Origin of the sequence: Massilia sp. KIM, assembly GCF_002007115.1 — a bacterium.
Classification (GTDB): Bacteria; Pseudomonadota; Gammaproteobacteria; order Burkholderiales; family Burkholderiaceae_D; genus Telluria.
Genome location: NZ_MVAD01000001.1, coordinates 2,109,100 through 2,132,354, shown reverse-complemented (window position 1 = coordinate 2,132,354; position 23,255 = coordinate 2,109,100). Strand labels below are relative to the sequence as shown.

The 23,255-nt window shown below is 69.5% G+C and carries 24 protein-coding genes and 1 tRNA gene; 15 read left to right on the top strand and 10 right to left on the bottom strand.

Annotated elements, in window-relative coordinates; translation table 11 throughout:
* Positions 1-3: 3 nt before the first annotated feature.
* Genes B0920_RS09220 through B0920_RS09205 form a run of 4 tightly spaced genes read left to right on the top strand, consistent with a single transcriptional unit; the run spans position 4 to position 2,701 of the window.
* The gene (locus B0920_RS09220; RefSeq protein ID WP_078032214.1) at positions 4-702 is read left to right on the top strand and encodes a glutamine amidotransferase; all 699 of its coding nucleotides are present in this window, start codon (positions 4-6) and stop codon (positions 700-702) included.
* 15 nt (positions 703-717) lie between these two features.
* Positions 718-972: a hypothetical protein gene (locus B0920_RS09215; protein ID WP_078032213.1), complete on the top strand. Its 255-nt coding sequence runs from the start codon at positions 718-720 to the stop codon at positions 970-972.
* Positions 972-1,703 carry an MOSC domain-containing protein gene (locus B0920_RS09210; protein ID WP_078032212.1) on the top strand — a complete coding sequence of 244 codons (732 nt, stop codon included), beginning with the start codon at positions 972-974 and terminating at the stop codon, positions 1,701-1,703. The genes B0920_RS09215 and B0920_RS09210 overlap by 1 nt, the downstream gene beginning before the upstream one ends.
* A 56-nt stretch (positions 1,704-1,759) precedes the next feature.
* Positions 1,760-2,701: a LysR family transcriptional regulator gene (locus tag B0920_RS09205; protein WP_078032211.1), complete on the top strand. Its 942-nt coding sequence runs from the start codon at positions 1,760-1,762 to the stop codon at positions 2,699-2,701.
* Between the two features lie 28 nt (positions 2,702-2,729).
* On the opposite strand, the gene B0920_RS09200 is transcribed toward B0920_RS09205, so the two are convergent.
* Together B0920_RS09200 and B0920_RS09195 are read right to left on the bottom strand one after the other, a co-directional pair.
* Positions 2,730-3,923 (bottom strand): YbfB/YjiJ family MFS transporter, encoded by a 1,194-nt coding sequence (locus tag B0920_RS09200; protein WP_078032210.1) that lies wholly within the window; start codon positions 3,921-3,923, stop codon positions 2,730-2,732.
* Positions 3,924-4,045: 122 nt separating this feature from the next.
* A complete protein-coding gene (locus B0920_RS09195; RefSeq protein ID WP_078033355.1) occupies positions 4,046-4,867 on the bottom strand; it encodes an alpha/beta fold hydrolase in 822 nt (273 codons plus the stop codon).
* Positions 4,868-5,164: 297 nt separating this feature from the next.
* On the opposite strand from B0920_RS09195, the gene B0920_RS09190 reads away from it, so the two are divergent.
* From B0920_RS09190 to B0920_RS09165, 6 genes are all read left to right on the top strand, one after another.
* Positions 5,165-6,136 (top strand): TIGR03571 family LLM class oxidoreductase, encoded by a 972-nt coding sequence (locus B0920_RS09190; protein WP_078032209.1) that lies wholly within the window; start codon positions 5,165-5,167, stop codon positions 6,134-6,136.
* On the top strand, positions 6,133-7,272 hold the full coding sequence (locus tag B0920_RS09185; RefSeq protein WP_078032208.1) for an FAD binding domain-containing protein: 1,140 nt from the start codon (positions 6,133-6,135) through the stop codon (positions 7,270-7,272). The genes B0920_RS09190 and B0920_RS09185 overlap by 4 nt, the downstream gene beginning before the upstream one ends.
* An 80-nt stretch (positions 7,273-7,352) precedes the next feature.
* Positions 7,353-7,442 (top strand) — tRNA-Ser (locus B0920_RS09180).
* A 384-nt stretch (positions 7,443-7,826) separates the two neighbouring features.
* The gene (locus B0920_RS09175; protein ID WP_078032207.1) at positions 7,827-8,129 is read left to right on the top strand and encodes a helix-turn-helix transcriptional regulator; all 303 of its coding nucleotides are present in this window, start codon (positions 7,827-7,829) and stop codon (positions 8,127-8,129) included.
* A gap of 64 nt (positions 8,130-8,193) precedes the next feature.
* On the top strand, positions 8,194-9,168 hold the full coding sequence (locus B0920_RS09170; RefSeq protein WP_078032206.1) for a zinc-dependent alcohol dehydrogenase family protein: 975 nt from the start codon (positions 8,194-8,196) through the stop codon (positions 9,166-9,168).
* Entirely contained in the window at positions 9,165-9,482 is a 318-nt protein-coding gene (locus B0920_RS09165; RefSeq protein WP_078032205.1) for an antibiotic biosynthesis monooxygenase, read from the top strand. The genes B0920_RS09170 and B0920_RS09165 overlap by 4 nt, the downstream gene beginning before the upstream one ends.
* A gap of 24 nt (positions 9,483-9,506) precedes the next feature.
* Here B0920_RS09165 and B0920_RS09160 read toward each other — a convergent pair whose 3' ends face one another.
* Both B0920_RS09160 and B0920_RS09155 read right to left on the bottom strand, forming a co-directional pair.
* Positions 9,507-9,791: a hypothetical protein gene (locus B0920_RS09160; RefSeq protein ID WP_078032204.1), complete on the bottom strand. Its 285-nt coding sequence runs from the start codon at positions 9,789-9,791 to the stop codon at positions 9,507-9,509.
* Complete coding sequence (locus B0920_RS09155; RefSeq protein ID WP_179119128.1) at positions 9,784-12,483, bottom strand: PAS domain-containing protein; 2,700 nt, start codon at positions 12,481-12,483, stop codon at positions 9,784-9,786. Before B0920_RS09155 ends, B0920_RS09160 begins: the two co-directional genes overlap by 8 nt.
* Before the next feature lie 275 nt (positions 12,484-12,758).
* Here B0920_RS09155 and B0920_RS09150 point away from each other — a divergent pair, with 275 nt between their 5' ends.
* Positions 12,759-13,943, top strand: a complete 1,185-nt coding sequence (locus B0920_RS09150; RefSeq protein ID WP_078032202.1) for a thiolase family protein — start codon at positions 12,759-12,761, stop codon at positions 13,941-13,943.
* 25 nt (positions 13,944-13,968) lie between these two features.
* Here the strand turns inward: B0920_RS09150 and B0920_RS09145 are convergent, their stop codons facing one another.
* The 4 genes from B0920_RS09145 to B0920_RS09130 form a co-directional block, all read right to left on the bottom strand.
* A complete protein-coding gene (locus tag B0920_RS09145) occupies positions 13,969-14,718 on the bottom strand; it encodes a hypothetical protein (RefSeq protein ID WP_078032201.1) in 750 nt (249 codons plus the stop codon).
* Positions 14,719-14,897: 179 nt separating this feature from the next.
* Positions 14,898-15,107 (bottom strand): zf-HC2 domain-containing protein, encoded by a 210-nt coding sequence (locus B0920_RS09140; protein WP_078032200.1) that lies wholly within the window; start codon positions 15,105-15,107, stop codon positions 14,898-14,900.
* Positions 15,107-15,688, bottom strand: coding sequence for a sigma-70 family RNA polymerase sigma factor (locus tag B0920_RS09135; RefSeq protein WP_229455315.1), 582 nt, complete (start codon positions 15,686-15,688; stop codon positions 15,107-15,109). The genes B0920_RS09140 and B0920_RS09135 overlap by 1 nt, the downstream gene beginning before the upstream one ends.
* Positions 15,685-16,656 carry a catalase gene (locus B0920_RS09130; RefSeq protein WP_078032198.1) on the bottom strand — a complete coding sequence of 324 codons (972 nt, stop codon included), beginning with the start codon at positions 16,654-16,656 and terminating at the stop codon, positions 15,685-15,687. Before B0920_RS09130 ends, B0920_RS09135 begins: the two co-directional genes overlap by 4 nt.
* Before the next feature lie 167 nt (positions 16,657-16,823).
* Here B0920_RS09130 and B0920_RS09125 point away from each other — a divergent pair, with 167 nt between their 5' ends.
* Complete coding sequence (locus B0920_RS09125; protein WP_078032197.1) at positions 16,824-17,420, top strand: hypothetical protein; 597 nt, start codon at positions 16,824-16,826, stop codon at positions 17,418-17,420.
* 99 nt (positions 17,421-17,519) lie between these two features.
* On the opposite strand, the gene B0920_RS09120 is transcribed toward B0920_RS09125, so the two are convergent.
* Entirely contained in the window at positions 17,520-18,740 is a 1,221-nt protein-coding gene (locus B0920_RS09120) for a PepSY domain-containing protein (RefSeq protein WP_179119127.1), read from the bottom strand.
* A gap of 115 nt (positions 18,741-18,855) precedes the next feature.
* Here B0920_RS09120 and B0920_RS09115 point away from each other — a divergent pair, with 115 nt between their 5' ends.
* Positions 18,856-21,018, top strand: coding sequence for a TonB-dependent receptor (locus B0920_RS09115; protein WP_229455312.1), 2,163 nt, complete (start codon positions 18,856-18,858; stop codon positions 21,016-21,018).
* Positions 21,019-21,046: 28 nt separating this feature from the next.
* Here the strand turns inward: B0920_RS09115 and B0920_RS09110 are convergent, their stop codons facing one another.
* A complete protein-coding gene (locus B0920_RS09110) occupies positions 21,047-21,985 on the bottom strand; it encodes a class I SAM-dependent methyltransferase (RefSeq protein WP_078032194.1) in 939 nt (312 codons plus the stop codon).
* Between the two features lie 176 nt (positions 21,986-22,161).
* On the opposite strand from B0920_RS09110, the gene B0920_RS09105 reads away from it, so the two are divergent.
* Both B0920_RS09105 and B0920_RS09100 read left to right on the top strand, forming a co-directional pair.
* Positions 22,162-22,344, top strand: a complete 183-nt coding sequence (locus tag B0920_RS09105; protein WP_078032193.1) for a hypothetical protein — start codon at positions 22,162-22,164, stop codon at positions 22,342-22,344.
* A gap of 24 nt (positions 22,345-22,368) precedes the next feature.
* The gene (locus B0920_RS09100; protein ID WP_078032192.1) at positions 22,369-23,244 is read left to right on the top strand and encodes a neutral zinc metallopeptidase; all 876 of its coding nucleotides are present in this window, start codon (positions 22,369-22,371) and stop codon (positions 23,242-23,244) included.
* Positions 23,245-23,255 lie beyond the last annotated feature (11 nt).

The following is a 23,255-nucleotide window of genomic DNA, read 5'->3' as shown; positions in this document are numbered from 1 at the left end:
GACATGAAATGCATCGCGGTCTATCACGTCGCCTTCGAAAACCTGGGCAGCTTCGCCGTGCCCCTGGCCCAGCGCGGCTATCAGCTCGAATACCGTCACGCTGGCACTGATCCCTTGTCGAAAGACGAGTGGGAGGGCGCCGACCTGGTGGTGGTGCTGGGCGGGCCGATCGGCGTCGGCGACGTCGCGGCCTATCCCTGGCTGGAGCAGGAGCTGGACGGGCTGTGCGCGCGCCTCGCGCTGCGCCGGCCGACCCTGGGCGTCTGCCTGGGCGCCCAGCTGATGGCGGCCGCGCTGGGCGGCCGGGTCGAGCGGCGCGCGCAGGGCGGCGAGATCGGCTGGAGCGAACTCGCCCTCGGCGACGCGGACAGCCTGCTCGATCCCTTGGCCGGGCTGCCGGTCCTGCACTGGCATGGCGACAACATCGTGCCCCCACCGCAGGCCGCGACCCTGGCCTCGACACCGGGGACGCCCTGCCAGGCTTTCACGGTCGGCGAGCATGCGCTGGGCCTGCAGTTCCACGCCGAGTTCGAGGGCGCCCAGCTGGAGGCATGGCTGGTCGGCCATACCGTCGAACTGGGACTGGCCGGCATCGACCTCGGGCAGCTGCGCGCGGATAGCGCCCGCCATGCGGCCGCGCTGGAACGCGCGGGCGCCGCCGTGCTTCAGGGCTGGCTTGACGGCATCCCATCATTTAACTGAACCAAGGAGACATCCATGAACGACACCATCGAGACCGGCTTCGGCCCCACCTTCTACCACGACGGCTGCTCGACCTGCCTGCAGATCGCCGACATCTTCGGCCGCCTGATGCCCGGACTGGCGATCGTCGACCTGAGCAAGGACGCCGCACGCATCGCCGAGGCGGAGATGCTGGGCGTGAGCGTCCTGCCCTGCCTGGTGGCGGACGGCGAGGTGCTGCCGGTCAGCCAGCATTCGATGCTGTCCGAACTGGCCGAAGGCGCGCATTGATGCGAGCGCCGCCCGCACGCCCGATCGAGGCGCTGCTGGCCGGCGCCGCCGTGCCGGTGGCCAGCCTCGACGGCCAGCCGCTGCTGAGCGCGATCGGCAAGCGGGCGCGCGCTGGCGCCCTGTGGCTGTCGCGCACCGGCCTGGAAGGCGACGAGCAGGGCGACAGGGTCTACCACGGCGGTCCGGACAAGGCCTTGCATCACTACGCCGCGGAGCATTACGTGCTGTGGCGGCAATGGGTGCCGGGCAGTGCCGTCGCCCTCGGTCCCGGCGCGTTTGGCGAGAACATCTCCACGCATGGCATGAGCGAGCGCGAGGTGCATGTGGGCGACGTGTTCAGGGCCGGCGCCACGCTGCTGCAGGTGACCCAGGCGCGCCAGCCCTGTTTCAAGCTCAACCTGCGCCTTGGCGCTCATGGCGTAGCACGGCGCATGCAGGACTCGGGCCGCACCGGCTGGTACTACCGCGTGCTGCGCGAAGGCTGGCTGGCGGCGGGCGACGTGCTCGAGCTGGTCGACCGTCCGCAACCCGACTGGCCGCTGGCGCGCCTCATCGCCGCCCTGTACCCGCAGGACACCGGCGCGCCCTGGCTGCCCGAAGAATGGCACCGGGCCAGCGCGCTGCCCGAGCTGGCGCAGCGCTGGCGCGACACCTTCGACCGCCGCCTGCTGACCGGCTCCATCGAGGACTGGCGCATGCGCCTGGAAGGACCGCCGGGCCTGGGCGCCTGAAGCGCAAGCGCGCGCACGGTGATAAGCTGTGCGCTTCGTGTCAGCTGAGATGGCCCATGCGTACCGGCGAACTCCGGCGTTTCCATTACTTCCTGATCCTCGCGCGCGAACTGCATTTCGGCCGCGCGGCGGAGCTGTGCTTCATCACCCAGCCGGCCCTGAGCCAGCAGATCGCGCGCCTCGAAGAGGCGGTCGGGGTGCCGCTGTTCGTGCGCGACGCGCGCGGGGTGGCGCTGACCGAGGCCGGCAAGGTGTTCCGCGACGGCGTGCAGCGGGTGTTCGAACTGATCGACCAGACCACGCGCGGCGCGCGCGAGGCCGGCCATTTCCAGGACCTGCGCCTGGCGGTCGGGCTCAAGGAGTACGCCAACGTGGCCCTGCTGCCGCGCGCACTCGGGCGCCTGCAGGCCCTGTATCCGGGCATCCGCCTCGACCGCCGCGAGATCGGCGGACCGGCCCAGTACGAAGCCCTGCTGCGCGGCGAGATCGATGTCGGGGTCGCCGTCATGTTCGACGATCCGGCCCCCGGCCTGCCGCCCGGCGGCGCGATCGCGACCCGGCGCCTGATGGCCTCGCGCTGGCGCCTGCTGGTGCCGCAAGACCACCCGCTGGCCGCCAGCGACGCCGTCGACCTGGCTGTTCTCGCCCGCCAGCCGGTGATCATCTTTGCGCGCGACATCAATCCCGCCGTCTACGACGCGATCCGCCTGGCCTGCCGCCAGGCGGGCGCGGAGCTCGACATCGTCTACGAGACCACCCAGGTGCAGGCCGGGGTGCAGATGGCGCGCGCCGGCATGGGCTGCATGCTGGGCACCGGCTATGTGCTGGGCGCGGAAGTGGAGGGCATGCGCCTCATTCCGGTGACGGGGCTGGCGCCGCTGCTGATGCACGCCTTCTGGCGCGACGCCGAAGCGCGTCCGCTGGTGCTCGACTTCCTCGAGATCGCGCTGGAAGAGGCGCGCCGCCTGGCGCTGGACGGCGGCGACACGCACCAATGAAACCCACCGGTGAAGCGGCGCCCTTGATTCAGCGGCGCGCCAGGTCGCCCAGGAAGTCGAGCAGCAGGGCGCAGGCGAAGGCCGCGCCGGCCACCAGAAACAGCAGCGCGTGCTGGCCGCCGCTGTGCGCGAACAGCCAGGACAGGGCGTAACCGGCCAGGGCCTGGAACAGCGCGAACACGCTGGTCGAGCGTCCCCAGGCCGCGTGCTGGGCCGCGCGCCGCCCGGGCAGCAGCTCGTGCAGGCGGCCGATCATCAGGGTCGCCACGCCGGGCGTGAAGGCGCCCAGCAGCAGGCTGGCCAGGCCGAGCGCCAGCGGCTGGCGGCACAGCGCCATCAGGGCCGCCGCGGCGCCGGACAGCAGCAGCGCGCCGCGCAGGGCGCGCCGGAATCCGAGGCGGTCGGCCAGCGCGCCATACAGCATCGGCCCGGCCATGGCCCCGGCCCCGTACACTACCCAGGCCAGGGCGCCGCCGGCGGTGCCCTGGCCCAAGCCGCGCGCCACGTAGTCGGCCAGGAACACGGCGGCCGGCACCAGGGCCACGGCGACGGCGGCGTATTCGGCGTACAGCAGGCGCACGGCGAAGGGCAGCGTGCCCGGCGCGATCGCCGCCGCCTGCGCGGCCTGGTCCTGCGCGGGCCAGGCGCGCCAGGTCAGCAGCGTGAGCAGGGCCGAACAGGCGGCCAGCCCGAGCCAGGCCGCGTGCAGTCCCAGGCGCAGCAGTGGCGGCACCACGGTGCCGGACAGGATGATGCCGGCCCCGATTCCCATGAAGATGGCGCCGCTGGCCATGCCGCGCCGCTCGGGTGCGACCATGGGCAGCACGGCGTGCGCCGCCAGCACCATCACCACCGCGCCGGCGAAGCCCGACACGAAGCGCCAGGCGAAGAACCAGGGCAGCGACAGCGGCAGCGCGCAGGCCGCGAAGGAGAGGGTGGCCAGCGCCATCATCAGGCGCAGCATGGCGCGGTTGGTCCAGCGCGCGCCCAGGGCGCGGCCCAGCAGCGCGCCGGCGAAATAGCCGGCGAAGTTGGCGGCGCCCAGGTAGACCACGTCGCCCGGCGCGAACCAGCGCGCCCGGATCAGTTCGGGGATCAGCGGCGTGTAGGCGAAACGCGCCAGGCCGATGGCGACCAGGCTGGCGGACAGGCCGGCGAAGACGGCGTAGGCGGCGGACGGCGCGGCCCGCGGCGCGGCCAGGGTGGAATGCGATGCGGACATGGCGGGCTCCCTTCGTGCGGGGACCGGTCTGAAATGCCGGTCCGTAGCACGATGATAGGAAGCCCGCGCCGTGCTGGCCAATCGCTTATCGCGCGCGGCGCGATAAGCGCCAGCTTATGGTCTTAGCTGCGCAGGAAGGCCAGCAGGTCCGCGTTGAGCTGGTGCTTGTGGGTGGTGGGCAGGCCGTGCGGGGCGCCGGCGTAGACCTTCAGCGTGCCCTGCGGCAGCAGCTCGACGGCGCGGCGCGCGCTGGCGTCGATCGGCACGATCTGGTCGTCGTCGCCGTGGATCAGCAGGGTCGGAATGTTCATCTTCTTGAGGTCCTCGGTGAAGTCGGTCTCCGAGAACTGCTTGATGCAGGCGTAGGCGCTCTTGATACTGCACTGCATGCCCTGCAGCCAGAAGGTGTCGCGCACGCCTTCCGAGACCTTGGCGCCCTGACGGTTGTAGCCGTAGAAGGGCAGGGTCAGGTCCTTGAAGAACTGGGAGCGGTCTTCCAGCACGCCCTGGCGGATGCCGTCGAAGACGTCCATCGGCAGGCCCTTCGGGTTGTCCGGGCCGATCAGCATGCGCGGCGGGACCGCGCCCACCAGCACCGCCTTGCTCACGCGGTCGCTGCCATGGCGGCCGATGTAGCGCGCCACTTCGCCGCCGCCGGTGGAGTGGCCGACCAGCATGGCGCCGCTCAGGTCCAGGGTCTCGATCACGGTGGCCAGGTCGTCGGCATAGGTGTCCATGTCGTTGCCGTGCCAGGGCTTGCTCGACAGGCCGTGGCCGCGGCGGTCGTGGGCGATCACGCGGTAGCCGTGCTCGGCCAGGAACAGCATCTGGTCCTCCCAGGCGTCGCCCGACAGCGGCCAGCCGTGGCTGAACACGACCGGGATGCCGTGACCCCATTCGGTGATGTGGATCTGGGTGCCGTCGCGGACGGTTACCGAGTTGATGGTGCGGGTGCCTTTCATGCTGGTTCCTTTCTGTGGAGTCGGATGGAGCGCAACGCAGCGCGCCGTGGCATTCTGGAAGCGCACGACTGGGGCGTCCAGTTATACGAAGGGATAGGAGCGCGACACACGATCGTGTATTGCGCTCGCCTGTAAAAGAGACATATCTTTCATTGGCATGTTCCCAATGAAGGACAGCCGACTTACACTGGAGGTAAATACGCCGGGAGATCGCCATGCACCCTGACGCCGCCGCTCCGCCAGCCGATGACCGCGCTCGCGCCGTCGTCGGAAAGGTCCATGGTTAGCCGCGCCTGGCGCCAGGTGTTCGGCGAGCCGGCTGGCCCGGCGCCGATGAGCATCGGCCTGATGACGCCGCTGGTGCGGACACGTGGCCGCATGGCCGACCTGTCCGCCGAGCTGCCGCTGGCGGCCCTGGCCGACCGCCACGGCTTCGCCGCGCTGTGGACGCGCGACGTGCCCCTGATGATCCCCCAGGGCGCGGAGGGCGAAGCGGCCGCCCTCGACGATCCCTTCCTGTGGCTGGCCGCCCTGGCCGGCGCCGCCCCGAACGTGGCCCTGGGCAGCGCCGCCATCGTCCTGCCGCTGCGCCATCCGCTGCACGTGGCCAAGGCTGCGCTGAGCCTCGACCGTCTCAGCGGCGGTCGCCTGTTGCTCGGGCTCGGCTCCGGCGACCGGCTGGAGGAATTCGCCCCCTTCGGCCTGGACCCGGAAGGCGCGGGCGCGCGCTTTCGCGAACACTGGGCGGTGCTGCGTGCGGCGCTGTCGACCTCGCCGCAGGCGCGCGCCGCGCTGCTGGAGGCCACCGGCGGCTACCCCTTGGGCCTGGAGCCGGCCGCCGACATACCGATGATCGTGGTTGGCACTGCGCGCCAGTCGCTGCAATGGACCGCCACCCATGCCGACGCCTGGGCCAGCTACCACCGCGAAGAGGCGCGCCAGCAGGGCCGCCTGGCGCTGTGGCACAGCGCCCTGGCCGAGCGCGCGCCGGGCAGCGCCAAGCCCTTCGTCCAATCCCTCTATCTCGACCTGCTGGCGGATCCCGACGCGCCGTCCGAGCCGCTGAACCTGGGCATGCGCAGCGGCCGCAAGGCGCTGCTGGCCTACCTCGAACGGATCGCTGCCATGGGCGTGGGCCATACCCTGGTCCAGCTGGCTCAGGGCGCGCGGCCGATGGAAGAGGTGATCGCCGAGCTGGGGCGCGACGTGCTGCCGCACGTGGCCCGGTTCGCGCCGCGGAGCAGCCCGTGAGCGGCGCGCCGCGCGCACTCGTGATCGGCGGCTCGCTGGGCGGGCTGCTGGCGGCCAACGCCCTGCGCGCGGTGGGCTGGGAGGTCGAGGTGTTCGAGCGTTCGGACGGGGAACTGAGCAGCCGCGGCGGCGGCATCGTGCTGCAGGCCGACGTGCTCAGGGCCTTCGAGTTCGCGGGGCTCGCCCACAATGGCTTGCTGGGCGTGCGCTCCGAGGACCGCATCTACCTGGACGGCGCCGACCGTGTGCTGCAGCGCAGCCGCATGCCCCAGACCCAGACCTCGTGGAACGTGCTGTACCGCGTGCTGCGCGCCGGTATGCCGCCCGAACGCCTGCATGCGGGAAGGACTTTCGTAAGCTACGAGCAGCACGAGGGCCGGGTCACCGCCCATTTCGCCGATGGCGGCAGCGAGAGCGGCGAGCTGCTGGTGGGCGCCGACGGCGTGCGCTCGCAGGTGCGGGCCCAGATGCTGCCCGAGGTGGCGCCGCGCTATGCGGGCTACGTGGCCTGGCGCGGCGTGGTCGCGGAAACCCTGCTGCCGCAGGCTCTGCGCGACAGGCTGGCGCGCGATTTCGTGTTCCAGCAGGGCGACGGCCACCTGCTGCTGGCCTACCTGGTGCCTGGCGAGGACGGGGCGGTGGAGGAGGGGGCGCGGCGCTGGAACTGGATCTGGTACCGGCGCGTGGCGCCCGGCCCCGAGCTGGCGCTGGTGCTGACCGACCGCGAGGGACGTCCGCACGGCGCCTCGCTGCCGCCGGGGGCCGTCGCGCCGGCGAACTACGCCGCGCTGCTGGCCGATGCGCGTCGTCTCGCCGCGCCATCCTTCCAGAGCCTGATGGAGGCTACCGAGGCGCCCTTCGTGCAGGCGATCGCCGACCTGGAGTCGCCCAGGATGCTCGACGGCCGGGTGCTGCTGTGCGGCGACGCCGCCTTCCTGCCGCGCCCGCACACGGCGGGCAGCACGGCCAAGGCGGCCGGCGACGCGCTCACCCTCGCCATGCTGCTGAACCAGCGCCAGGGCGCGCCCGACGTCGGCCTGGCGCAGTGGGAACAGTTGCGCCTGACGGCGGGGCAGGGCATGGTGATGACGGGGGTAACGCTGGGCGAACGCCTGATGGGCATTTCGTCGGCTTGAGTCGTTTCCGTGCATCACTTGCCATTCTTCCAGTGGGTCACTATAATGCGGCCTCCCGCAGCGATGCGTCGGCCGAATCTGGAGAGGTGGCAGAGTGGTCGAATGTACCTGACTCGAAATCAGGCGTACGGGTGACCGTACCGTGGGTTCGAATCCCACCCTCTCCGCCAGTAGTAATAAAAAAGGCTCCCCATGGGAGCCTTTTTTATTGCGTACGCGGAAGGAGAGAGCCGCTGTGCGGCTCTCGCGTGGGATTCGAAGCCCGGCGCTTGCAAGCGCCGGGGCGGCCTGCGGGATGTAGGCGAATCCCACCCTCTCCGCCAGTAGTAATAAAAAAGGCTCCCCATGGGAGCCTTTATTATTTCCTGCTCAGAAAAGATTGGGGCGGTGAGCGGCGCTCGCGCCCGGAGCGTGCGTCCGCACGTCGTTCCGGCCTGCGCCGGAACGACGATCTTCGGGATAGCCCGATGGCCTTACTCCGCAGGGGCCTCCCTGTTTTCGGGATCCCCAAACATTTAGATTGACATATCGGGAAATGCCGATATACTGCGCGTATGGATTTGCTCGAAATATTCAAAGCCCTCTCCAACCGTACGCGACTCGAGATCCTCAAGGGACTGAAAGACCCCGAGAAGAGCTTCCCGCCGCAGGACGAAGGAGACGTTCACACCGTGGGTGTCTGCGTCAGCAGCATCCAGGAGGGCGTCGGCTTGTCGCAGTCGACCGTCTCGGACTACCTGGCCACCCTCCAGCGGGCTGGCCTGGTGGAAGTCAGGCGGATCGGTCAGTGGACCTATTACAAGCGGAACGAAGCAGCCATCAGCGCGCTCGCAGACATCATCGGCAAGGAGCTGTGAGTTTTTTTTACCAGTACATATCGGAAATTCCCGATATCCCGTTTTATCGAAACAAGGAGCTGCAATGAAAGCAATCGTCCTCAAGGCATTTGGCGGTCCGGAATCCTTCGAACTGCGTGAGCTGCCCAAGCCGACACCCGGCGCCGGGCAAGTCCTGGTCCGCGTCTACGCGACCTCGATCAACCCGCTCGACTACCAGGTCCGGCGCGGCGACTACCCTGAGCTGGTGCCGCTGCCCTCGATCACCGGTCACGACATCTCGGGCGTGGTCGAAGCGGTCGGCCCTGGCGTGACCGCCTTCGCGCCCGGCGACGAAGTCTGGTACACGCCCCAGATCTTCGACGGCCCCGGCAGCTATGCCGAGTACCACGTCGCCAACGAAAGCATCGTCGGCAAGAAGCCTGCCGCGCTGAGCCATCTGGAAGCCGCCAGCCTGAGCCTTGTCGGCGGCACGGCCTGGGAGGCGCTGGTGGTGCGCGCCGGCCTGCGCGTGGGCGAGAGCATCCTGGTGCATGGCGGCGCGGGTGGAGTGGGGCATGTCGCGATCCAGCTCGCCAAGGCGGTGGGCGCGAAGGTGTTCACCACCGCGCGCGCCGGGAACCACGATTTCGTGCGCAGCCTGGGGGCCGACGTCGTCATCGACTACGAGAAGGAGGACTACGTTGAAGCCGTCCTGCGCGAGACGGGCGACCGGGGCGTCGACGTCGTGTTCGACACCATCGGCGGCGACACGCTCTCGCGCAGTCCCGACGTGCTGGCCCAGCTCGGCCGCGTGGTCAGCATCGTCGACATCGCCAAGCCGCAGAACCTGATCCAGGCCTGGGGCCGCAACGCCAGCTACCACTTCGTGTTCACGCGCCAGCTGCGCGGCAAGCTCGACGAACTGAGCGCCCTGGTCGAGCGTGGCCAGCTGCGCCCGCACGTTGGCGCGGTGTATTCGCTGGCCGACATCCCTGCCGCCCACGCGCGCCTGGAAAGCCCCAACAACGGCTTGCGCGGCAAGGTCGCGATCGCCGTCTCGCCGGAGGCCCAGTCATGATTTATGAGCTCGCGCACTTGCCGGTTCGCGAAGACCGAATCGACGGGTTCCGCCAGGACTTCGCCAGGGTCGAGCACCTGCTGGCGCGCGCCGAGGGCTATCTTGGACACGCTCTGGCGCGCGGGATCGAGTCGCCCGACGTCTTCACGCTGATCGTCCAATGGCGCGCGCTCGCGGACCATACGCCGGGATTCGAGGCCAGCGAGGACCATTGCCTGTTCATGTCGGGACTGCAGGATGCGCTGTCGGGCGAGCCCGAGGTATTCCATGCCGAGGGCGCGCAGTTCGCTGCCCGGCGCGGCGAGCATGCGTGAAGGTGGGCCCCGGTCGGCGCCGTTTCAGTGGATAGTGGGGAAGCGCAGCCAGTCGATGCGCCCGGTGCCGCGCAGGGCCAGCGACTGGGCCTGGGCCTCGTCGAAGGCAGGCGCGAATTCGTGGGTGAAGTAGAGGCTGCCCGCGTGCAGGGCCACCAGCACCAGCGGCCGGCCCTGGAAGTAGTGGCGGCCCGCCAGGTCGGCGATGGCTTGCTCGGCGACCTCGGCGTCCAGGGTGCTGGCCTCGGTCCAGATCAGGATGTCGCCCTCGCGCGAGCGTACGTAGACGTGAAAGCCGCTTTCATGCATGGGCCAGCCTCCGGAACTGCGACGCGCGTTCGGCCAGGCTGACCGCCTCGTAGGTGTTGCGCCCGGCTTCCTTGGCCGAATACAGGGCCTGGTCGGCCGCTTCCGTCAGCGCGCGCGGCGTGCTGCCGTCGGCGTCGCCCAGCGCGGCGCCGATGGTGGTGGTGACCTGCAGGGTGCGTTCGGCCAGCACGAAGGGTTCGCGCACCGCGGCGAGAATCTTGCGCGCCACCAGCTCCACGTCCCACAGGCTGCGCACCTCGCCCAGCAGCACCGTGAACTCGTCGCCAGCCAGGCGCGCCACCAGGTCGGAGCCGCGCACCGCGGCGCGCAGACGGCGGGCGAACTCCACCAGCACGATGTCGCCGGCGCCGTGGCCGTAGCGGTCGTTGATCTGCTTGAAGTGATCGACGTCCAGGTAGAGCAGGGCAGTGTGATGGCCGGGCTGGCCAGGACGCGCCGTCGCCGCCTGCAGGGCGGCTTCGAACTGGCGCCGGTTCGGCAGGCCAGTAAGGGCGTCGGTGTGGGCCAGCGCGTGCAGGTTGCGCTCGTGCAGGCGCGAGGCGGTGGCGTCGGTGGTCAGCACGTAGACGCCGGTCACCTGGCCGCCGCGCAGCTGCGGCAGGAAGGTGGAGTGCGCGATGCGCAGGTGCTTGCCGCGCACGATCTCGTGCTCGCACTGCGAGGCGATGCCGCGCCAGGCCTGGGCGAGCGCCTCGCGCTGCGGGCCGTGGTAGGCCGGGCCGAAAGCCTCTTCCATGGTCTGGCCCAGGATGGACTCGGGCGCCTTGCCAAGCCAGGACTGGTGCACCGCGTTGGCGAACACGTAGCGCCCGCCGGCGTCGAGCTGGGCGATCAGCACCGGCACGTTGTCGGTGATGGTGCGCAGGTGCTCTTCATGCTCGGCCTGGCGCAGCTCGCCCAGCTTGCGCGCGGTGATGTCGTGGGCCATGGCGAAGAAGCCATCCGGCCGGCCGTCGGGCAGGCGCTGGGGCACGAGACAGCACTGGTAATGGTAGTCGCGGCCGTCGCGCCGGGTCACGTGCTCGAAGTCGACACGTTCGCCGGCCTTGACACGCTCGATATAGGGACGCATCGCGGCATACCCTTCGTCGCTGTAGGCATAGGCAATATCCTGACCGAGCAGCTCCTGCTCGCTCTTGCCGTAGGCCCTGAGCGCGTAGCCGTTCAGGAACACGAAGCGTCCGGCCGCATTCACTTTGCCGATCAGGGCCGGCAGGTTCTCGGTGATGGCGCGCAGGCGGCGCTCATTGATGCGCAGGTGTTCGCGCGATGCGTTCAGTTCGGTGATGTCCTTCATCGCCACCACGGCGCCCAGTGGGCGGCCCGAGGCGCTGCGCAGCAGACGGCCGCTGGCGAGCATGGTATGCGGTTCCGCGTCCTGCGGTGCGATCACCATTGCCTCGTCGCGCACGGTCTCGCCCTGCAGCGCCCGAACCAGCGGCACATCCTGCATGCCGAGCGGGGTGCTGCCGTCGGCATGATAGAGCGAGTAATGCTTCGACCAGTCGGCCGGCGCAAGGTTTTGCAGGTCCTTGCCATGAACGCTGCGCGCGGCTCCATTGAAGACGGTCAGCTTGCCGGCCGCGTCGCAGGCGACAACGGCGACGTCGATCGATTCCAGCACGGCGTCCAGCAACTCCTGCTTTTCCTCCAGCTGGTGCTGGGTGCGGATGCGTTCCGAAATGTCGTTCAGGAAGGCGCCGAAGCAGCGTCGACCCTGCCACTGGTAGGCGCCGATGGTCATCTCGACCGTGATCTGACGGCCGCTGGCGGTCAGGGCAGGCAATTCGATCTTGCGGTCCAGTACCTTGGCCTCGCCGGTTTCCAGAAAGCGGCGCATGCCCGCCTCGTGGGCCGCGCGTAGATCTGGCGGGATGATCAGGTCTGCCATCCGGGCGCCGATCGCCTGGGCGCGGGTCCAGCCGAAGATGCGCTCGGCCGAGGCGTTCCACTCTGTGATCCGACCGTCCTCGCCGACGCCGACGAAGCCGCTGTAGGAGCCCGCCACGATGCTCTGGTTCCAGCTCTCGGCCTGGCGCAGGGTCGCTTCGGCCGCTTCGCGCTGGGCGATCTCGCGCGACAGCTCGCTTACCTTGTCCTCGAGTTCCGCGGTGCGGGCCAGGATGCGCTGCTCCAGTTCGGCATTGAGGGCCTTCAGCGCCTGCTCAGCCGACACGCGCGCGGCCTCGACCCGGCCATGCACCAGCTCGGCCTCGACCAGGCTCGCGAGGTCGCGCAGGCACTGGCGTTCGTGTTCGCCGAAGTCGCGCGCCACGTGGTCTAGGATGCACAGGGTGCCGACCGCCTGGCCTTCGCTGAACAGCGGCTGGCCGGCGTAGAAGCGCAGCTGCGCCTCGCCCGTGACCAGGGGATTGGATGCGAAGCGCGGGTCGGCGGCGGTGTCCGCAAGCACCAGCATCTCGCCCTCGGCCACGACGTGGGCGCAGAAGGCGATCGAGCGTGGCGTTTCGCTCAGTTCGATGCCGCAGCGTGACTTGACCCACTGGCGCTGCCCGTCGACCAGCGAGACCAGGGCGATCGGCACGCCAAAGGTGCGCGCCGCCAGCCGGGTGAAGCGGTCGAAGCGCGCTTCCGGCGGCGTGTCGAGCACGCCCAGCGCCTCGAGCGCGGCAAGGCGCGACAGTTCGTTAACAGGGGTGGGGAAGATCATCGGCCGCTCCATAGCATGCATGAAGTCGGCGGGGAGGAGGCCGAATACAGGGGGTAAGCAAGGCTGCCGGGGATAGGGGCAGTGTTGCGTTATATTAGCATTCAATTCTCCCGGGAAATCAACATTCTCACTAATTGTTGCGCAAAGGTGACTCGGCGTTACATTTGGCGCGCGGCCCCGGCCGACCTTCGGCAACGCTGCTTCAGGTAAGTGTATATACTCTCAAATTCCTGCCTCTTCGCATTCGGCGGAGCGGCCCAACCTGAGGAGTCAATATGTCTACGCGTGACGTCGTCCTGTGCGCCCCGGTGCGTACCGCCATCGGTGCCTTCAACGGTTCCCTCAAGAGTGTCCCCGCCACCGAGCTGGGGGCGGTCGCGGTGCGGGCCGCGATCGCGCGCGCCGACATCGATCCGGCCCGGATCGACTCGGTCCTGATGGGCAACGTGGTCCAGGCCGGCAACCGCATGAACCCTGCACGCCAGGCCGGGATCGGGGGCGGCCTGCCGGTGGCGGTGCCGGCCATGACCCTGAACCGGGTGTGCGGCTCGGGCGCCCAGGCGATCGCCTCGGCCGCCCACGAGATCCTGGCCGGCGAGTCGCAGCTGGTGCTGGCCGGCGGCATGGAGAACATGGACCTGGCGCCCTACCTGCAGCCCTCGGCGCGCTGGGGCGCGCGCATGGGCCATGCCCAGATCTACGACAGCCTGCTGTACGACGGCCTGAACGACGCCTTCTCGTCCCAGCACTCGGGCTGGCATACCGAAGACATGGTGCGCGAGCTGGCGATCAGCCGCGAAGACCAGGACCGCTGGGCCGCGCGCTCGCAGGCGCGCTTCTCCCAGGCCCAGGCCGAGGGCGCCTTCGAGGGCGAGATCGCGCCGGTCGAGGTACGTGGCCGCAAGGGCGTGGAGGTGTTCGCGCGCGACGAGGCCAACCGCCCCGACACCACCCAGGAGGCGCTGGCGCGCCTGAAGCCTGCCTTCCGTCCTGACGGCAGCATCACCGCCGGCAATGCGCCTGGCCTGAACAGCGGCGCGGCCGCCGTCATCGTCGCCGAGCGCGGCGCGGCCGAGCGTCTCGGGCTGCAGCCGCTGGCGCGCCTGGTGGCTTCCAGCGTGGCGGCGGTCGAGCCGGGCATGTTCGGCCTGGGCCCGGTGCCGGCGGTGAGAAAGCTGATGGAGCGGGCCGGCTGGAACCTGGCCGAGGTCGACCGCTACGAGATCAACGAAGCCTTCGCGGCGGTGCCGCTGGCGGTGGCGCGCAAGCTGTCGCTGGCGGAAGACGTGGTCAACGTCGAGGGCGGGGCGGTGGCGCACGGCCATCCGATCGGCGCGACCGGCGCCATCCTCACGGTGCGCCTGCTGCATGCGATGCGGCGCGGCCTGGCGCGGCGCGGGGTGGTGACCCTGTGCATCGGCGGCGGCCAGGGCATCGCGCTGGCGCTGGAAAGCCTGTAAGCGGCCGCCGAGGCCGGGCAGGGGTTTACTGGTCGACCTTGCCCGGCAGGTTCAGCTTGCCGGAGGCGACCTTGAACACGTCGACCACGCACAGCAGCGGGCTGTGGACGCTGGCATTGACGCGCAGGGCCGCGCTGACGCCGTCGAAGCTCGCGGCCTTGACCACGCCGATGTCGTCGAAGGGCACGCGCACTTCCAGCGTGTCGCCCTTGAACACGGGGCTCCAGGCCGGGCTGTCGATCAAGAGCGGCAGGCCGGGCCAGGTCTTGGGCAGCTTCGGCTTGGCGCCTTCGGGGATGTCGACCACCTTCAATGCACCCTTGCCGCAAGCCTCGTCCGGCGTCAGGACAACCCAGTGCGAGTGCCACAGGTCGCCGTCGTTCTTCCGGTCGCCGTCGCCGTTCTCGTCGTACAGCGGGGTGTCGTCGAAGTCGGGATGCGAGGTCACGGCGAAGGCCAGGATGCCGGCGCCCTTGTCGAAGCCCACGACCGACGGGTCCATGGTGGTCGGCCATACATAGGAGAACACGCTGCTGCCGGCCAGCTTGCCGACTTTCGACGGCGTCGACTTGCCGGCCTTGCCCGAGACCGCGATATGGAAGATCGCATTGTTGTCTTCCGTCGTGATCTTGGTGTGGACGATGTCGAAGTCGGCTTTCACGGCCTTGGACGGTGCGCTCTGAATGCCGCCGGCGTGGCCCTTGTGGGCCAGGGCGGATGTGGCGAAGCTTGACGCGAGAACGGCGGCGGCGAGGGCGGTGGCGAGGCGTTTCATGTGATTCTCCTTGTGGCCTGCGGACTCTTGAAATAGGAGTCCTAAATATTATGGTTCAAAAAATCGCGTGAGCCGGGCTCGCGTTCACGCGTGAGGATATGTTTCAGGCGGCTAAGCTGAGGGTGCGCCTGAGCATGTGCAGATCATACGCTCTCGGCGTTTTTAGTCAAGAGTCCTAATTAAATATCGGCATCTTCGTCGCGCGCCAGCAGTGTGTCGAGCTGGCCGAACAGCCGGGCGAACTGGCGCGAGGCGACCTGACAGGAAGGGCAGCCCGCCAGGTGGGCGGCGAGCTGGCGCTCCTGCTGCGGGCTGAGCGCCGCGTCGCGCGCGCCGCACACCAGGTAAGTGGTGTCGCGGCAGGTGAGTGGTGCGGGCGGATGGTCCATCAATCTTCTCCCCAGCTGCGCACCGCGCATTCGCGCAGGCGCATGCGCGCACGATAGAGCACGACGCGCAGGTTGGCGTTGGTGAGCGCGCAGCGCTCTTCGATTTCTTTCAGTTCCATGCCGAGGTATTCGCGCATCAGGAACAGGCGCGCGGTGTCCTCGGGCAGGCGGCGCATGCACAGTTCGACGATGTCGAGCAGCTGGCGCTGGGCCGCGGCGCTGGCGCCGCAGACGTGGTCGACGAAGGTGTCCGGATGCCAGGCGTCGTCGGCCGTGAACAGGCGGTCGAACTCCTCATGGGCCCCGGCGGCGGCCGGCTCGCAGCGCGGCAGGCGCACGCGCCGGCTGCGGATGGCGTCGACGATCTTGTGGCGCAGGATGCCGGTGAGCCAGCTGCGCAGCCTGGAGCGGCCCTGGTAGCCCTGCTGGCCAGCGGCGGCGGCGGCCAGGGTTTCCTGGACCGCGTCCTCGGCGTCGGCCTGCGAGGCTAGCTGCAGGCGTGCGAGACGCAGCAGGAAGGGACGCTCGGCGGCGAGCTCTTGCCACAGGTCGGCTCCGGCGTCGCCGGCGCGCATGCTCATTGGCTGCGCCGCGAGAGCGAGACCGCGTAGGCGGCCGCTCGCGCCTGCAGGATCGGATCGTCCGAGGGCGTGATGCCGCTCGGGAGGGCGACCGGCATATAGACGATGCCCTCGCATTGCTCCGGCGCGGACCTGGCGGTGATGCGCAGCTGGCCCAGTTCGACCTTGCCCGCGCCCTGCCACACGGTGCTCGGATCGACCAGGGAGTCGCCGGCTGCCGGCAACTGCGCGTAGAGCGTGAAGCCGACCGCGCCGCCCGCGAGGCGCTGGCCCAGCTCGTCCTCCAGGAACAGCTCGGGAAGGGCTTTTTCCTCGTCGGCGCCGAGGTAGCGGGTGCCGGCCTGCGGCTCGGCCACCAGGCGCGCGTGCCGGCGCATCTTGTCGCGGCTTTCGAATACGAAGGCATTGTTGGAGAAGTAGGGCGTGGTCGCGTAGGACGCCGGCGCCGCATGGGCGGCCAGCAGCGCCGGCTGGCGCGCACCGTCCGGGTGGGCGGCGTTGTGGGCGGCGATCTTCGCGGAATCGGGTTTGCCGGTGGCCGGATCGGGCACCCGCGCCTGCAGGAAGCTGACGAAGGAGGCCGGGGTGGCCGCGAAGAAGGCCGGTTCGGAGACCAGGAGCAGGTCGTAGGTCTCGCCGCCACCCTCCATGCGCAGGGCCAGGCCGCGCACCGAGCGGCTCTTGTCCGGAGCCTTGGGATTGCCGCCGCCGATCGAGAAGCGGGCGTTGATCGGCACCGCGCCGCGCCTGAACAGCGGGCTGTCGACGAAGTCGCCGACGCGGGCGGCCGGGGTGAATTCGCCGCGCACGCACAACCCCTTGGCGTGCGAGGCGCGCTTGCCGGCGTGGCTGCCGAAGGCGCCGTTGAGGGCGTCGACCAGGTCGGCAGGGCCGGGACTGGCGGGCGACTGGGCCTGGACGGCGCCGCCGAGGGACAGCAGGGCGGCGGCTGCGAGGATCTTGTTCATGACATGCTCCTGTACGAGTGGTGGGTAGCGTTAAGTCGGCGCCGCCGCCGTCCCGTTACACCATTTCCGCATTTATTTTTCGCCCCCGGCCTGGCGCCCCTCGCCGGCGTGGCCGCCGCTACCGGTCTACAATGGACTTCCTCATACTGCGCCCTCAAGGACAAAGCATGCTCGACCCGGCCCTCGCCGCGCAACTGCGCGGCCACCTCGACCAGCTTGCCCACCCGGTGCGGCTGCTCGCCTCCCTCGACGACTCGGTGGCGGCGCGCACGATGCGCAGCCTGCTCGACGCGGTGGCGGGACTCGGCGCGCGGGTCAGCCTGGAGGAGGCGCCGGACCCGCCCACGCCCTCGTTCGCGGTGCAGGGCGCGGGCGCCGCCGGCGCGGTGCGCTTCGCCCTGGCCCCGCAAGGCAGCCAGTTCACGTCGCTGGTGCTGGCGCTGCTGCAGGCCGGCGGCCGTCCGCCGCGGATCGAGCCTGCGCTGGCGCAACGCATCCGCGATCTCGAAGGCGACTTCCTGTTCGAGACCTATATTTCCTTCGACTGCCATAACTGCGCGGACGTGGTCCAGATGCTCAATGCGATGGCCGCGCTCAACCCGCGCATCCGCACGGTGGCGATCGACGGCAGCTTATTCAGGGACGAAGCCGAGGCGCGCGACGTGCGCGTGGTGCCGATGAGCTTCCTGAATGGCGCGCATTTCGGGCAAGGCCGCACCAGTATCGAGGAAATCCTCGCACGCCTGGAGGCTGGCGCAGGCTGAGACAGCGCCAGCCAGAGCGTGACACCGCGCGCCGCGCCGCGTCTGGGACACTGTGTTAAATCATGAGAACCTGCGCTACCCCTTGCGCGGGACGCGGGTTCAGTCAGCGGGCACGGGGGCCGGCGCGGGGCGCAAGGGGGCGTCGGCCTTTGGCCTGGCCTTGCGCGTGGCGGGCTTGCGGCGCAGCTTGAAGTAGACCACCAGACCGGTGACGAAGAAGCCGAGCGGCGCGAGGCCCAGCAGGCAGACCAGCACGCGGCCGGCCAGGCCGAAGGCTTCGCCGCTGTGCACCGGGAAGGCGGTGCTGACCAGCCAGTCGCCGCCGCGCGCGGCCAGGGGATCGATCACGCGCAGCACGGCGCCGCTGCCGGCGTCGATGCTGACCCGGGTCGCGCCCGGACCCTGGCGCAGCTCGCCCGGCTGGCGCAGCCTCACCTCGAAAGGCAGCTCGGGCTTGGCCGGAATGCCCACGCGCGACACGCGCCCCTGCGGAACGCGGGCCTGGGCCGCCGCCACGGCGGCGTCGAGGCCGATGCGCGGAGCGCCCTGAGGGCTGGCGTTGGCCACTTTGCCGCTCGCGCTCAGCGGGGAGACCGCATTGATTACCGGCTTGACCCAGTCCGGTTTGTTGAAGTAGACCCCGGTCACCGACAGCACCAGCAGCGGGATCGCGGTCCAGAAGCCGGCCGCGCGGTGCAACTGGAAGCTGAACTTGGTCAGGTTGCCGCCACGGCGCACCGTGATCGCATGCCAGAAGGCGGCGGGCGTGAGCTTCGGCCACCACACCACGATCCCGGTCAAGGTGAGCAGGAACAGGGCCACGCCCTGGACCGCGATCACCAGCTTGCCCGTCTCGCCCGCGATCAGGTAGCGGTGCAGGTGGAAGACGGTCGGCATCAGGAGCGGACGCGAGAGGCCGAATTCGCCGTAATTGCGCTCGCCCAGCACGCGCAGGCTGGCCGGGTCGACCATCACCTGGCGCGTCACTCCCTGTTCCCAGCTCGAGGCCGGCTTGGCCGGGCGGTACCAGGCGACGAAGACCTCGCCGGCGGTCTCGGGGAAGAACAGGGTGTCGGGACGGCCGTAGTCGGGGTCGCGCACCAGGCTTTCCAGCACCGCCGCCGCCAGCCGCGGCTCCGCGTGGAAGGGCGCACCCGCCGCCATCCCGGCCGGGGGCGCGGTCCGCAGCAGGCCGGGATTCAGGCCCGCATCCAGCTCGTGGTGCCAGGCCAGCAGGCTGCCGGTCAGGCCTTGCAGGACCAGGATGCTGCCGAAGATCAGGCCGGCCCAGAGATGGATGGTGCGGATGAGCGTTTTCATGACCTGCATGATAAACGCAAATGAGAATGATTCCTATACTCCTTGCGTAGTGACATGAGAATCATTATCATCTGCACCGCATAAAAAATTTCTATCTCGAAAGTCAGGATTAGCAATGAGTTCCTTGAAACCGGTCCGCCTCGCCGTCGCCACCGCCTGCGCCCTGATGGCCGCGCATGGCGCCTACGCCCAGCAAACCCAGACGGCAGGGGAGCAGGCCAACGCGCAGGAGCTGGATGCCGACATGGCTTCCGTCATCGTGACGGCCACCCGCACCGCCAAGGCGGTCGACCGGATTCCGGGCGCCGTGTCGGTGATCACCCAGCAGGAACTGTCGACCCAGTACCTGATCGCCGACGACCCTTCGCAGGCGCTCTCTACTTATATCCCGGGCTACGCCCCCAGCCGCCAGAAGATGACCTCGACCGGCGAATCGCTGCGCGGCCGCCAGCCGCTGATCCTGCTGGACGGCATTCCGCAATCGAATCCGCTGCGCGCCGGCATGCGCGAAGGTTATTTCGCCGACAGCGCCATCATCGAGCGCATCGAGGTCATCAACGGCGCCTCGGCCATGCAGGGCCTGGGCGCGACCGGCGGCATCATCAACTACATCACCAAGACCCCGCGCGCCAATGGCACCAGCTACACGGTCAACACCCGCTTCGCCACCCAGTTCCGCTCGGATAACCTGGACTGGAAGACCGGCCTGACCGTCAGCCACAAGTCGGAGGCCTTCGACCTGCTGGCCTACGGCAGCGTGCAGCGGCGCGGCATGGGCTACGACGGCAACGGCCGCCGCCTGGGCATCGACAACGTCCAGGGCGACACCCTGGATTCGCACGGCAACGATCTGTTCGTGAAGATCGGCAAGACCTTCGGCGCCCAGCGCCTGCAGCTGAGCGTCAACCGCTTCGACCTGAGCGGCGACGGCGACTACCGCAACGAGCCCGGCAATGTCGCCCTCGGCATCCCGACCAGCTCGACGCCCGGCACGCCGGTGGGCATGACCCCGCGTAACCGCGTGCGCAGCGGCAGCCTGGACTACCGCCACAACGATCTGTGGGGCGGGGCGCTCACGGTCCAGCTGTTCAGCCACGATTTCGAGTCGCTCTACGGCGCCACCAACACCTCCACCTTCCAGGACCGCAATATCGCCCCGCTGGGCACCCTGTACGACCAGTCCGAGGTGGTGGCGGACAAGTTCGGCTCACGCATCACCTATGTGCGTCCGGACCTGTTCGTCGAAGGCCTGGAACTGACCACCGGCCTGGACTGGCTGCGCGACCATACCCAGCAGCGCCTGGCCGGCACCAACCGGATCTGGGTCCCGGAACTCAAGTTCCGTTCGCTCGCGCCCTTCGCCCAGCTCGAATACGAAATCGGCCCGGTCACGGTGCGTGGCGGCCTGCGCTACGAGGACGCCAAGCTCGAGGTCGACACCTACACCACGCTGGCCGCCTATGGCAGCCGCCGGGTGCAGGGCGGCCAGGCCGAGTTCTCGAAGTCGGTCAAGAACCTGGGCGCGGTGTGGCGCTTCGCGCCCCAGTGGTCGGCCTTCGCCGCGGTCTCGGAAGGTTTCGGCCTGCCCGACGCCGGCCTGGTGCTGCGCGGCGTGAGCGTGCCCAACCAGTCGGTGGCCAGCCTGATCAGCCTGCAGCCCATCGTCACCCGCAACAAGGAAGTCGGCATCAACTGGCGCGGCGCCCAGGGCCAGTTCGGCATCTCGCGCTACGACTCGCGCTCCAAGCTGGGCAGCGTGATCCGTATCAACGCGGCCGGCATCGGCCTGGTCGAGCGCGTGCCGACCACGGTCAAGGGCTGGGAAGCGAACGCCGAGTGGCGTCCGGTGAAAGGCTTGTCGCTGTTCGGCACCTATGCCACCACCGACGGCAAGACCGCGGCGACCCAGGGCGCGCCGCTCGACCTCGACCTGGGCGCGCGCTCCCAGGGCCCGGACAAGGCGGTGCTGGGCGCCAACTGGAGCTTCCTGCCCAAGGCCCAGATGCGCCTGCAGGCCATCCACCTGCGCGACCGCGACATCAACATCGGCCGCCGCGTGGGCACCAGCAACCTGGAAGAGCATTTCAAGGGCTATACCCTGGTCGATGCGGCGACCACCTGGGAGACCCCGTATGGCCGCGTGGGCGTGAGCGTGGAGAACCTGTTCGACAAGCAGTACGTCGGCTACTACTCGCAGTCGGCCTCCGCCACCGACTCGACCGCCACCTACGCCGGCCGCGGCCGCACCCTGGCGGTCAGCTGGAGCAAGTCCTTCTGAGTCCGGCGCGCCGCAAGGCGCGCAGGCCTTACCGCTTCACGGCGTGCAGCCACACGGCCGCCAGCCGCTCCACGTCTTCGTAGCCGGGCTCGCCGAGCTGGCCGCCAAAGATGTCCGGGTCGAGTTCGTCGTAGCTCCAGTGCCCGCAGACACGTTCCAGGGTCGGCCGCACGCTTTCCAGGAAGTGGTCGTCCGGCCCGCTGATCGCCACTCCTGTGTAGAGCATCAGGCTGCCGCCGGGGCGCAGGCGCGCCAGGCCTTCCTCCACGATCCTGCGCGAGATCTCCGCGCCGCGCTCGCCGCCGCCGTGGCGGTAGGGCCGCTCGTCCTGGTCGAGGATGTAGGGCGGGTTGGCGACGATCAGGTCGAAGTCGCCGTGCAGGCCGTCGAACAGGTCGCTGCGGCAGGCCGCGAAATTGTCCAGCATCGCCAGCCGTGCGTTCACCACCGACAGGTCGAGGGCGCGCGGATTGATGTCGGCCGCGATCACTTCGGCGTGCGGAAAGCGGTCGGCGATGGTGATCGCCGCCGGCGCCGCGCCGCAGCCGATCTCCAGCGCCCTTGTCGGCCCCGAGCCCAGCCAGGCGAAGGCGCGCTCCATCGTCCCCACGAAGCGGTAGGTGTCGGGCCCGAAGAACACCGCGTCGTCCTCGCGGGTGGGCCAGGCCGAATGGAAGAACAGCAGGCCTCCCAGGCTGGAGACCCGCAGCCCGGCCTTGAGCAGGCCCCCGTCCACGCTTTCCAGCACGCCGGCTTCCCGCATCAGGTCCAGCATCGCCCCGGGCAGCAGATCGGGGGCGAAGGGGCGGCTCCAGCCGAACACCCCGCGCAGATCGTTTGCGCGCTCGTTGCCCGGGCGGCAGTTGATGCGCCGGTGGGTGGACGGCGTCACGGTCATGAAACGGTAGCCTGCTTCGCGCAGACTATTGCCGAGGGCGAGCAGGGCGTTGGCTTGGGAGGGGTTCATTCCCACAGCGTGGCATGGCGCTCGTCCGCCGACCGTGCGCCAGCCCACTTAATGCAGACTGTGGAGACAGCGGCGTGCTCATGGGAATATCATTCACTATGTGAAGACCCGTACGGTTCCGGTGTGCGCAGTGCGGCAGACTCGAGCGTACGAGCCCGACGACAGGGAGAGAGAACATGGCCAGCAGGGAAGAACAAGGGGCGCCGCTGGGGCGCATCGCGCGCGAGATCGAACGCGAGCGCCACGAGCGCAGCCTGCACGACGAGGCGCGCGCCGGACTGGCGACGCCGGAGGAATTCCGCACCAAGGATGCGCGCGAACGCGCGGATACGGGAAACTTGAAGCGGCACGGGAGGTGACCGGGCCGGCACGAAGGAGGCAGCATGCGTTGGGAAGGCGACCGGGAGAGCGATAACGTGGAAGACCGCCGCGGCGGTGGCGGATTCGGCGGATTCGGCGGCTTCGGCGGGCGCTCGATCGGGATCGGCACCCTGGTGCTGGCCCTGATCGGCGGCGCCATCTTCGGGGTCGACCCCGGCACCATCCTGAGCCTCCTGTCGGGCGGCGCCCCGGTGGCGGTGCAGCAGCAGCCCCCGGCCCGCAGCGCGCCCGCCGACGACCGCGAGACCCGCTTCGTGCGCACCACCCTGGCCTATACCGAGGACGCCTGGGCCACCATCTTCCAGGAGCAGGGCGCGCAGTACACCCCGGCGCGCCTGGTGCTGTTCGAGGGCCGGACCCCGACCGCCTGCGGCACCGGCCAGAGCGCCACCGGCCCCTTCTATTGCCTGGCCGACGGCAAGGTCTACATCGACCTCAGCTTCTTCCGCCTGATGCAGCAGCGCTTCAATGTCTCGGGCGAATTTGCCCAGGCCTATGTCATCGCGCACGAGGTCGGCCACCACGTGCAGAACCTGCTCGGCCTGTCGGAGAAGGTGCACGCGGCCCAGCAGCGCGTCTCCGAAGTCGAGGGCAACGCGCTCTCGGTGCGCCTGGAACTGCAGGCCGACTGCTTCGCCGGGGTCTGGGCCAAGCGCACCAACCAGCGCGAGCAGATCATCGAGCGCGGCGACGTCGAGGCCGCCCTGGCCGCGGCCACCGCGATCGGCGACGACGCCCTGCAGAAGCAGGCGCGCGGCGTGGTGGTGCCGGACTCCTTCACCCATGGCAGCTCGGAGCAGCGGGTGCGCTGGTTCCAGCGCGGGCTGGAGAGCGGCGAGGTCGCGGCCTGCAATACCTTCGAGGCGCGCCGCCTGTGAAGGGAATTGTC

What these genes read in the sequence shown, in the direction of transcription:
- B0920_RS09220 (WP_078032214.1), top strand. Translation starts at nt 4, where the DNA reads ATGAAATGCATCGCGGTCTATCACGTCGCCTTCGAAAACCTGGGCAGC.
- B0920_RS09215 (WP_078032213.1), top strand. Translation starts at nt 718, where the DNA reads ATGAACGACACCATCGAGACCGGCTTCGGCCCCACCTTCTACCACGAC.
- B0920_RS09210 (WP_078032212.1), top strand. Translation starts at nt 972, where the DNA reads ATGCGAGCGCCGCCCGCACGCCCGATCGAGGCGCTGCTGGCCGGCGCC.
- B0920_RS09205 (WP_078032211.1), top strand. Translation starts at nt 1,760, where the DNA reads ATGCGTACCGGCGAACTCCGGCGTTTCCATTACTTCCTGATCCTCGCG.
- B0920_RS09200 (WP_078032210.1), bottom strand. Translation starts at nt 3,923, where the DNA reads ATGTCCGCATCGCATTCCACCCTGGCCGCGCCGCGGGCCGCGCCGTCC.
- B0920_RS09190 (WP_078032209.1), top strand. Translation starts at nt 5,165, where the DNA reads ATGGTTAGCCGCGCCTGGCGCCAGGTGTTCGGCGAGCCGGCTGGCCCG.
- B0920_RS09175 (WP_078032207.1), top strand. Translation starts at nt 7,827, where the DNA reads ATGGATTTGCTCGAAATATTCAAAGCCCTCTCCAACCGTACGCGACTC.
- B0920_RS09170 (WP_078032206.1), top strand. Translation starts at nt 8,194, where the DNA reads ATGAAAGCAATCGTCCTCAAGGCATTTGGCGGTCCGGAATCCTTCGAA.
- B0920_RS09165 (WP_078032205.1), top strand. Translation starts at nt 9,165, where the DNA reads ATGATTTATGAGCTCGCGCACTTGCCGGTTCGCGAAGACCGAATCGAC.
- B0920_RS09160 (WP_078032204.1), bottom strand. Translation starts at nt 9,791, where the DNA reads ATGCATGAAAGCGGCTTTCACGTCTACGTACGCTCGCGCGAGGGCGAC.
- B0920_RS09155 (WP_179119128.1), bottom strand. Translation starts at nt 12,483, where the DNA reads ATGATCTTCCCCACCCCTGTTAACGAACTGTCGCGCCTTGCCGCGCTC.
- B0920_RS09150 (WP_078032202.1), top strand. Translation starts at nt 12,759, where the DNA reads ATGTCTACGCGTGACGTCGTCCTGTGCGCCCCGGTGCGTACCGCCATC.
- B0920_RS09145 (WP_078032201.1), bottom strand. Translation starts at nt 14,718, where the DNA reads ATGAAACGCCTCGCCACCGCCCTCGCCGCCGCCGTTCTCGCGTCAAGC.
- B0920_RS09140 (WP_078032200.1), bottom strand. Translation starts at nt 15,107, where the DNA reads ATGGACCATCCGCCCGCACCACTCACCTGCCGCGACACCACTTACCTG.
- B0920_RS09135 (WP_229455315.1), bottom strand. Translation starts at nt 15,688, where the DNA reads ATGAGCATGCGCGCCGGCGACGCCGGAGCCGACCTGTGGCAAGAGCTC.
- B0920_RS09130 (WP_078032198.1), bottom strand. Translation starts at nt 16,656, where the DNA reads ATGAACAAGATCCTCGCAGCCGCCGCCCTGCTGTCCCTCGGCGGCGCC.
- B0920_RS09125 (WP_078032197.1), top strand. Translation starts at nt 16,824, where the DNA reads ATGCTCGACCCGGCCCTCGCCGCGCAACTGCGCGGCCACCTCGACCAG.
- B0920_RS09120 (WP_179119127.1), bottom strand. Translation starts at nt 18,740, where the DNA reads ATGAAAACGCTCATCCGCACCATCCATCTCTGGGCCGGCCTGATCTTC.
- B0920_RS09115 (WP_229455312.1), top strand. Translation starts at nt 18,856, where the DNA reads ATGAGTTCCTTGAAACCGGTCCGCCTCGCCGTCGCCACCGCCTGCGCC.
- B0920_RS09110 (WP_078032194.1), bottom strand. Translation starts at nt 21,985, where the DNA reads ATGAACCCCTCCCAAGCCAACGCCCTGCTCGCCCTCGGCAATAGTCTG.
- B0920_RS09105 (WP_078032193.1), top strand. Translation starts at nt 22,162, where the DNA reads ATGGCCAGCAGGGAAGAACAAGGGGCGCCGCTGGGGCGCATCGCGCGC.
- B0920_RS09100 (WP_078032192.1), top strand. Translation starts at nt 22,369, where the DNA reads ATGCGTTGGGAAGGCGACCGGGAGAGCGATAACGTGGAAGACCGCCGC.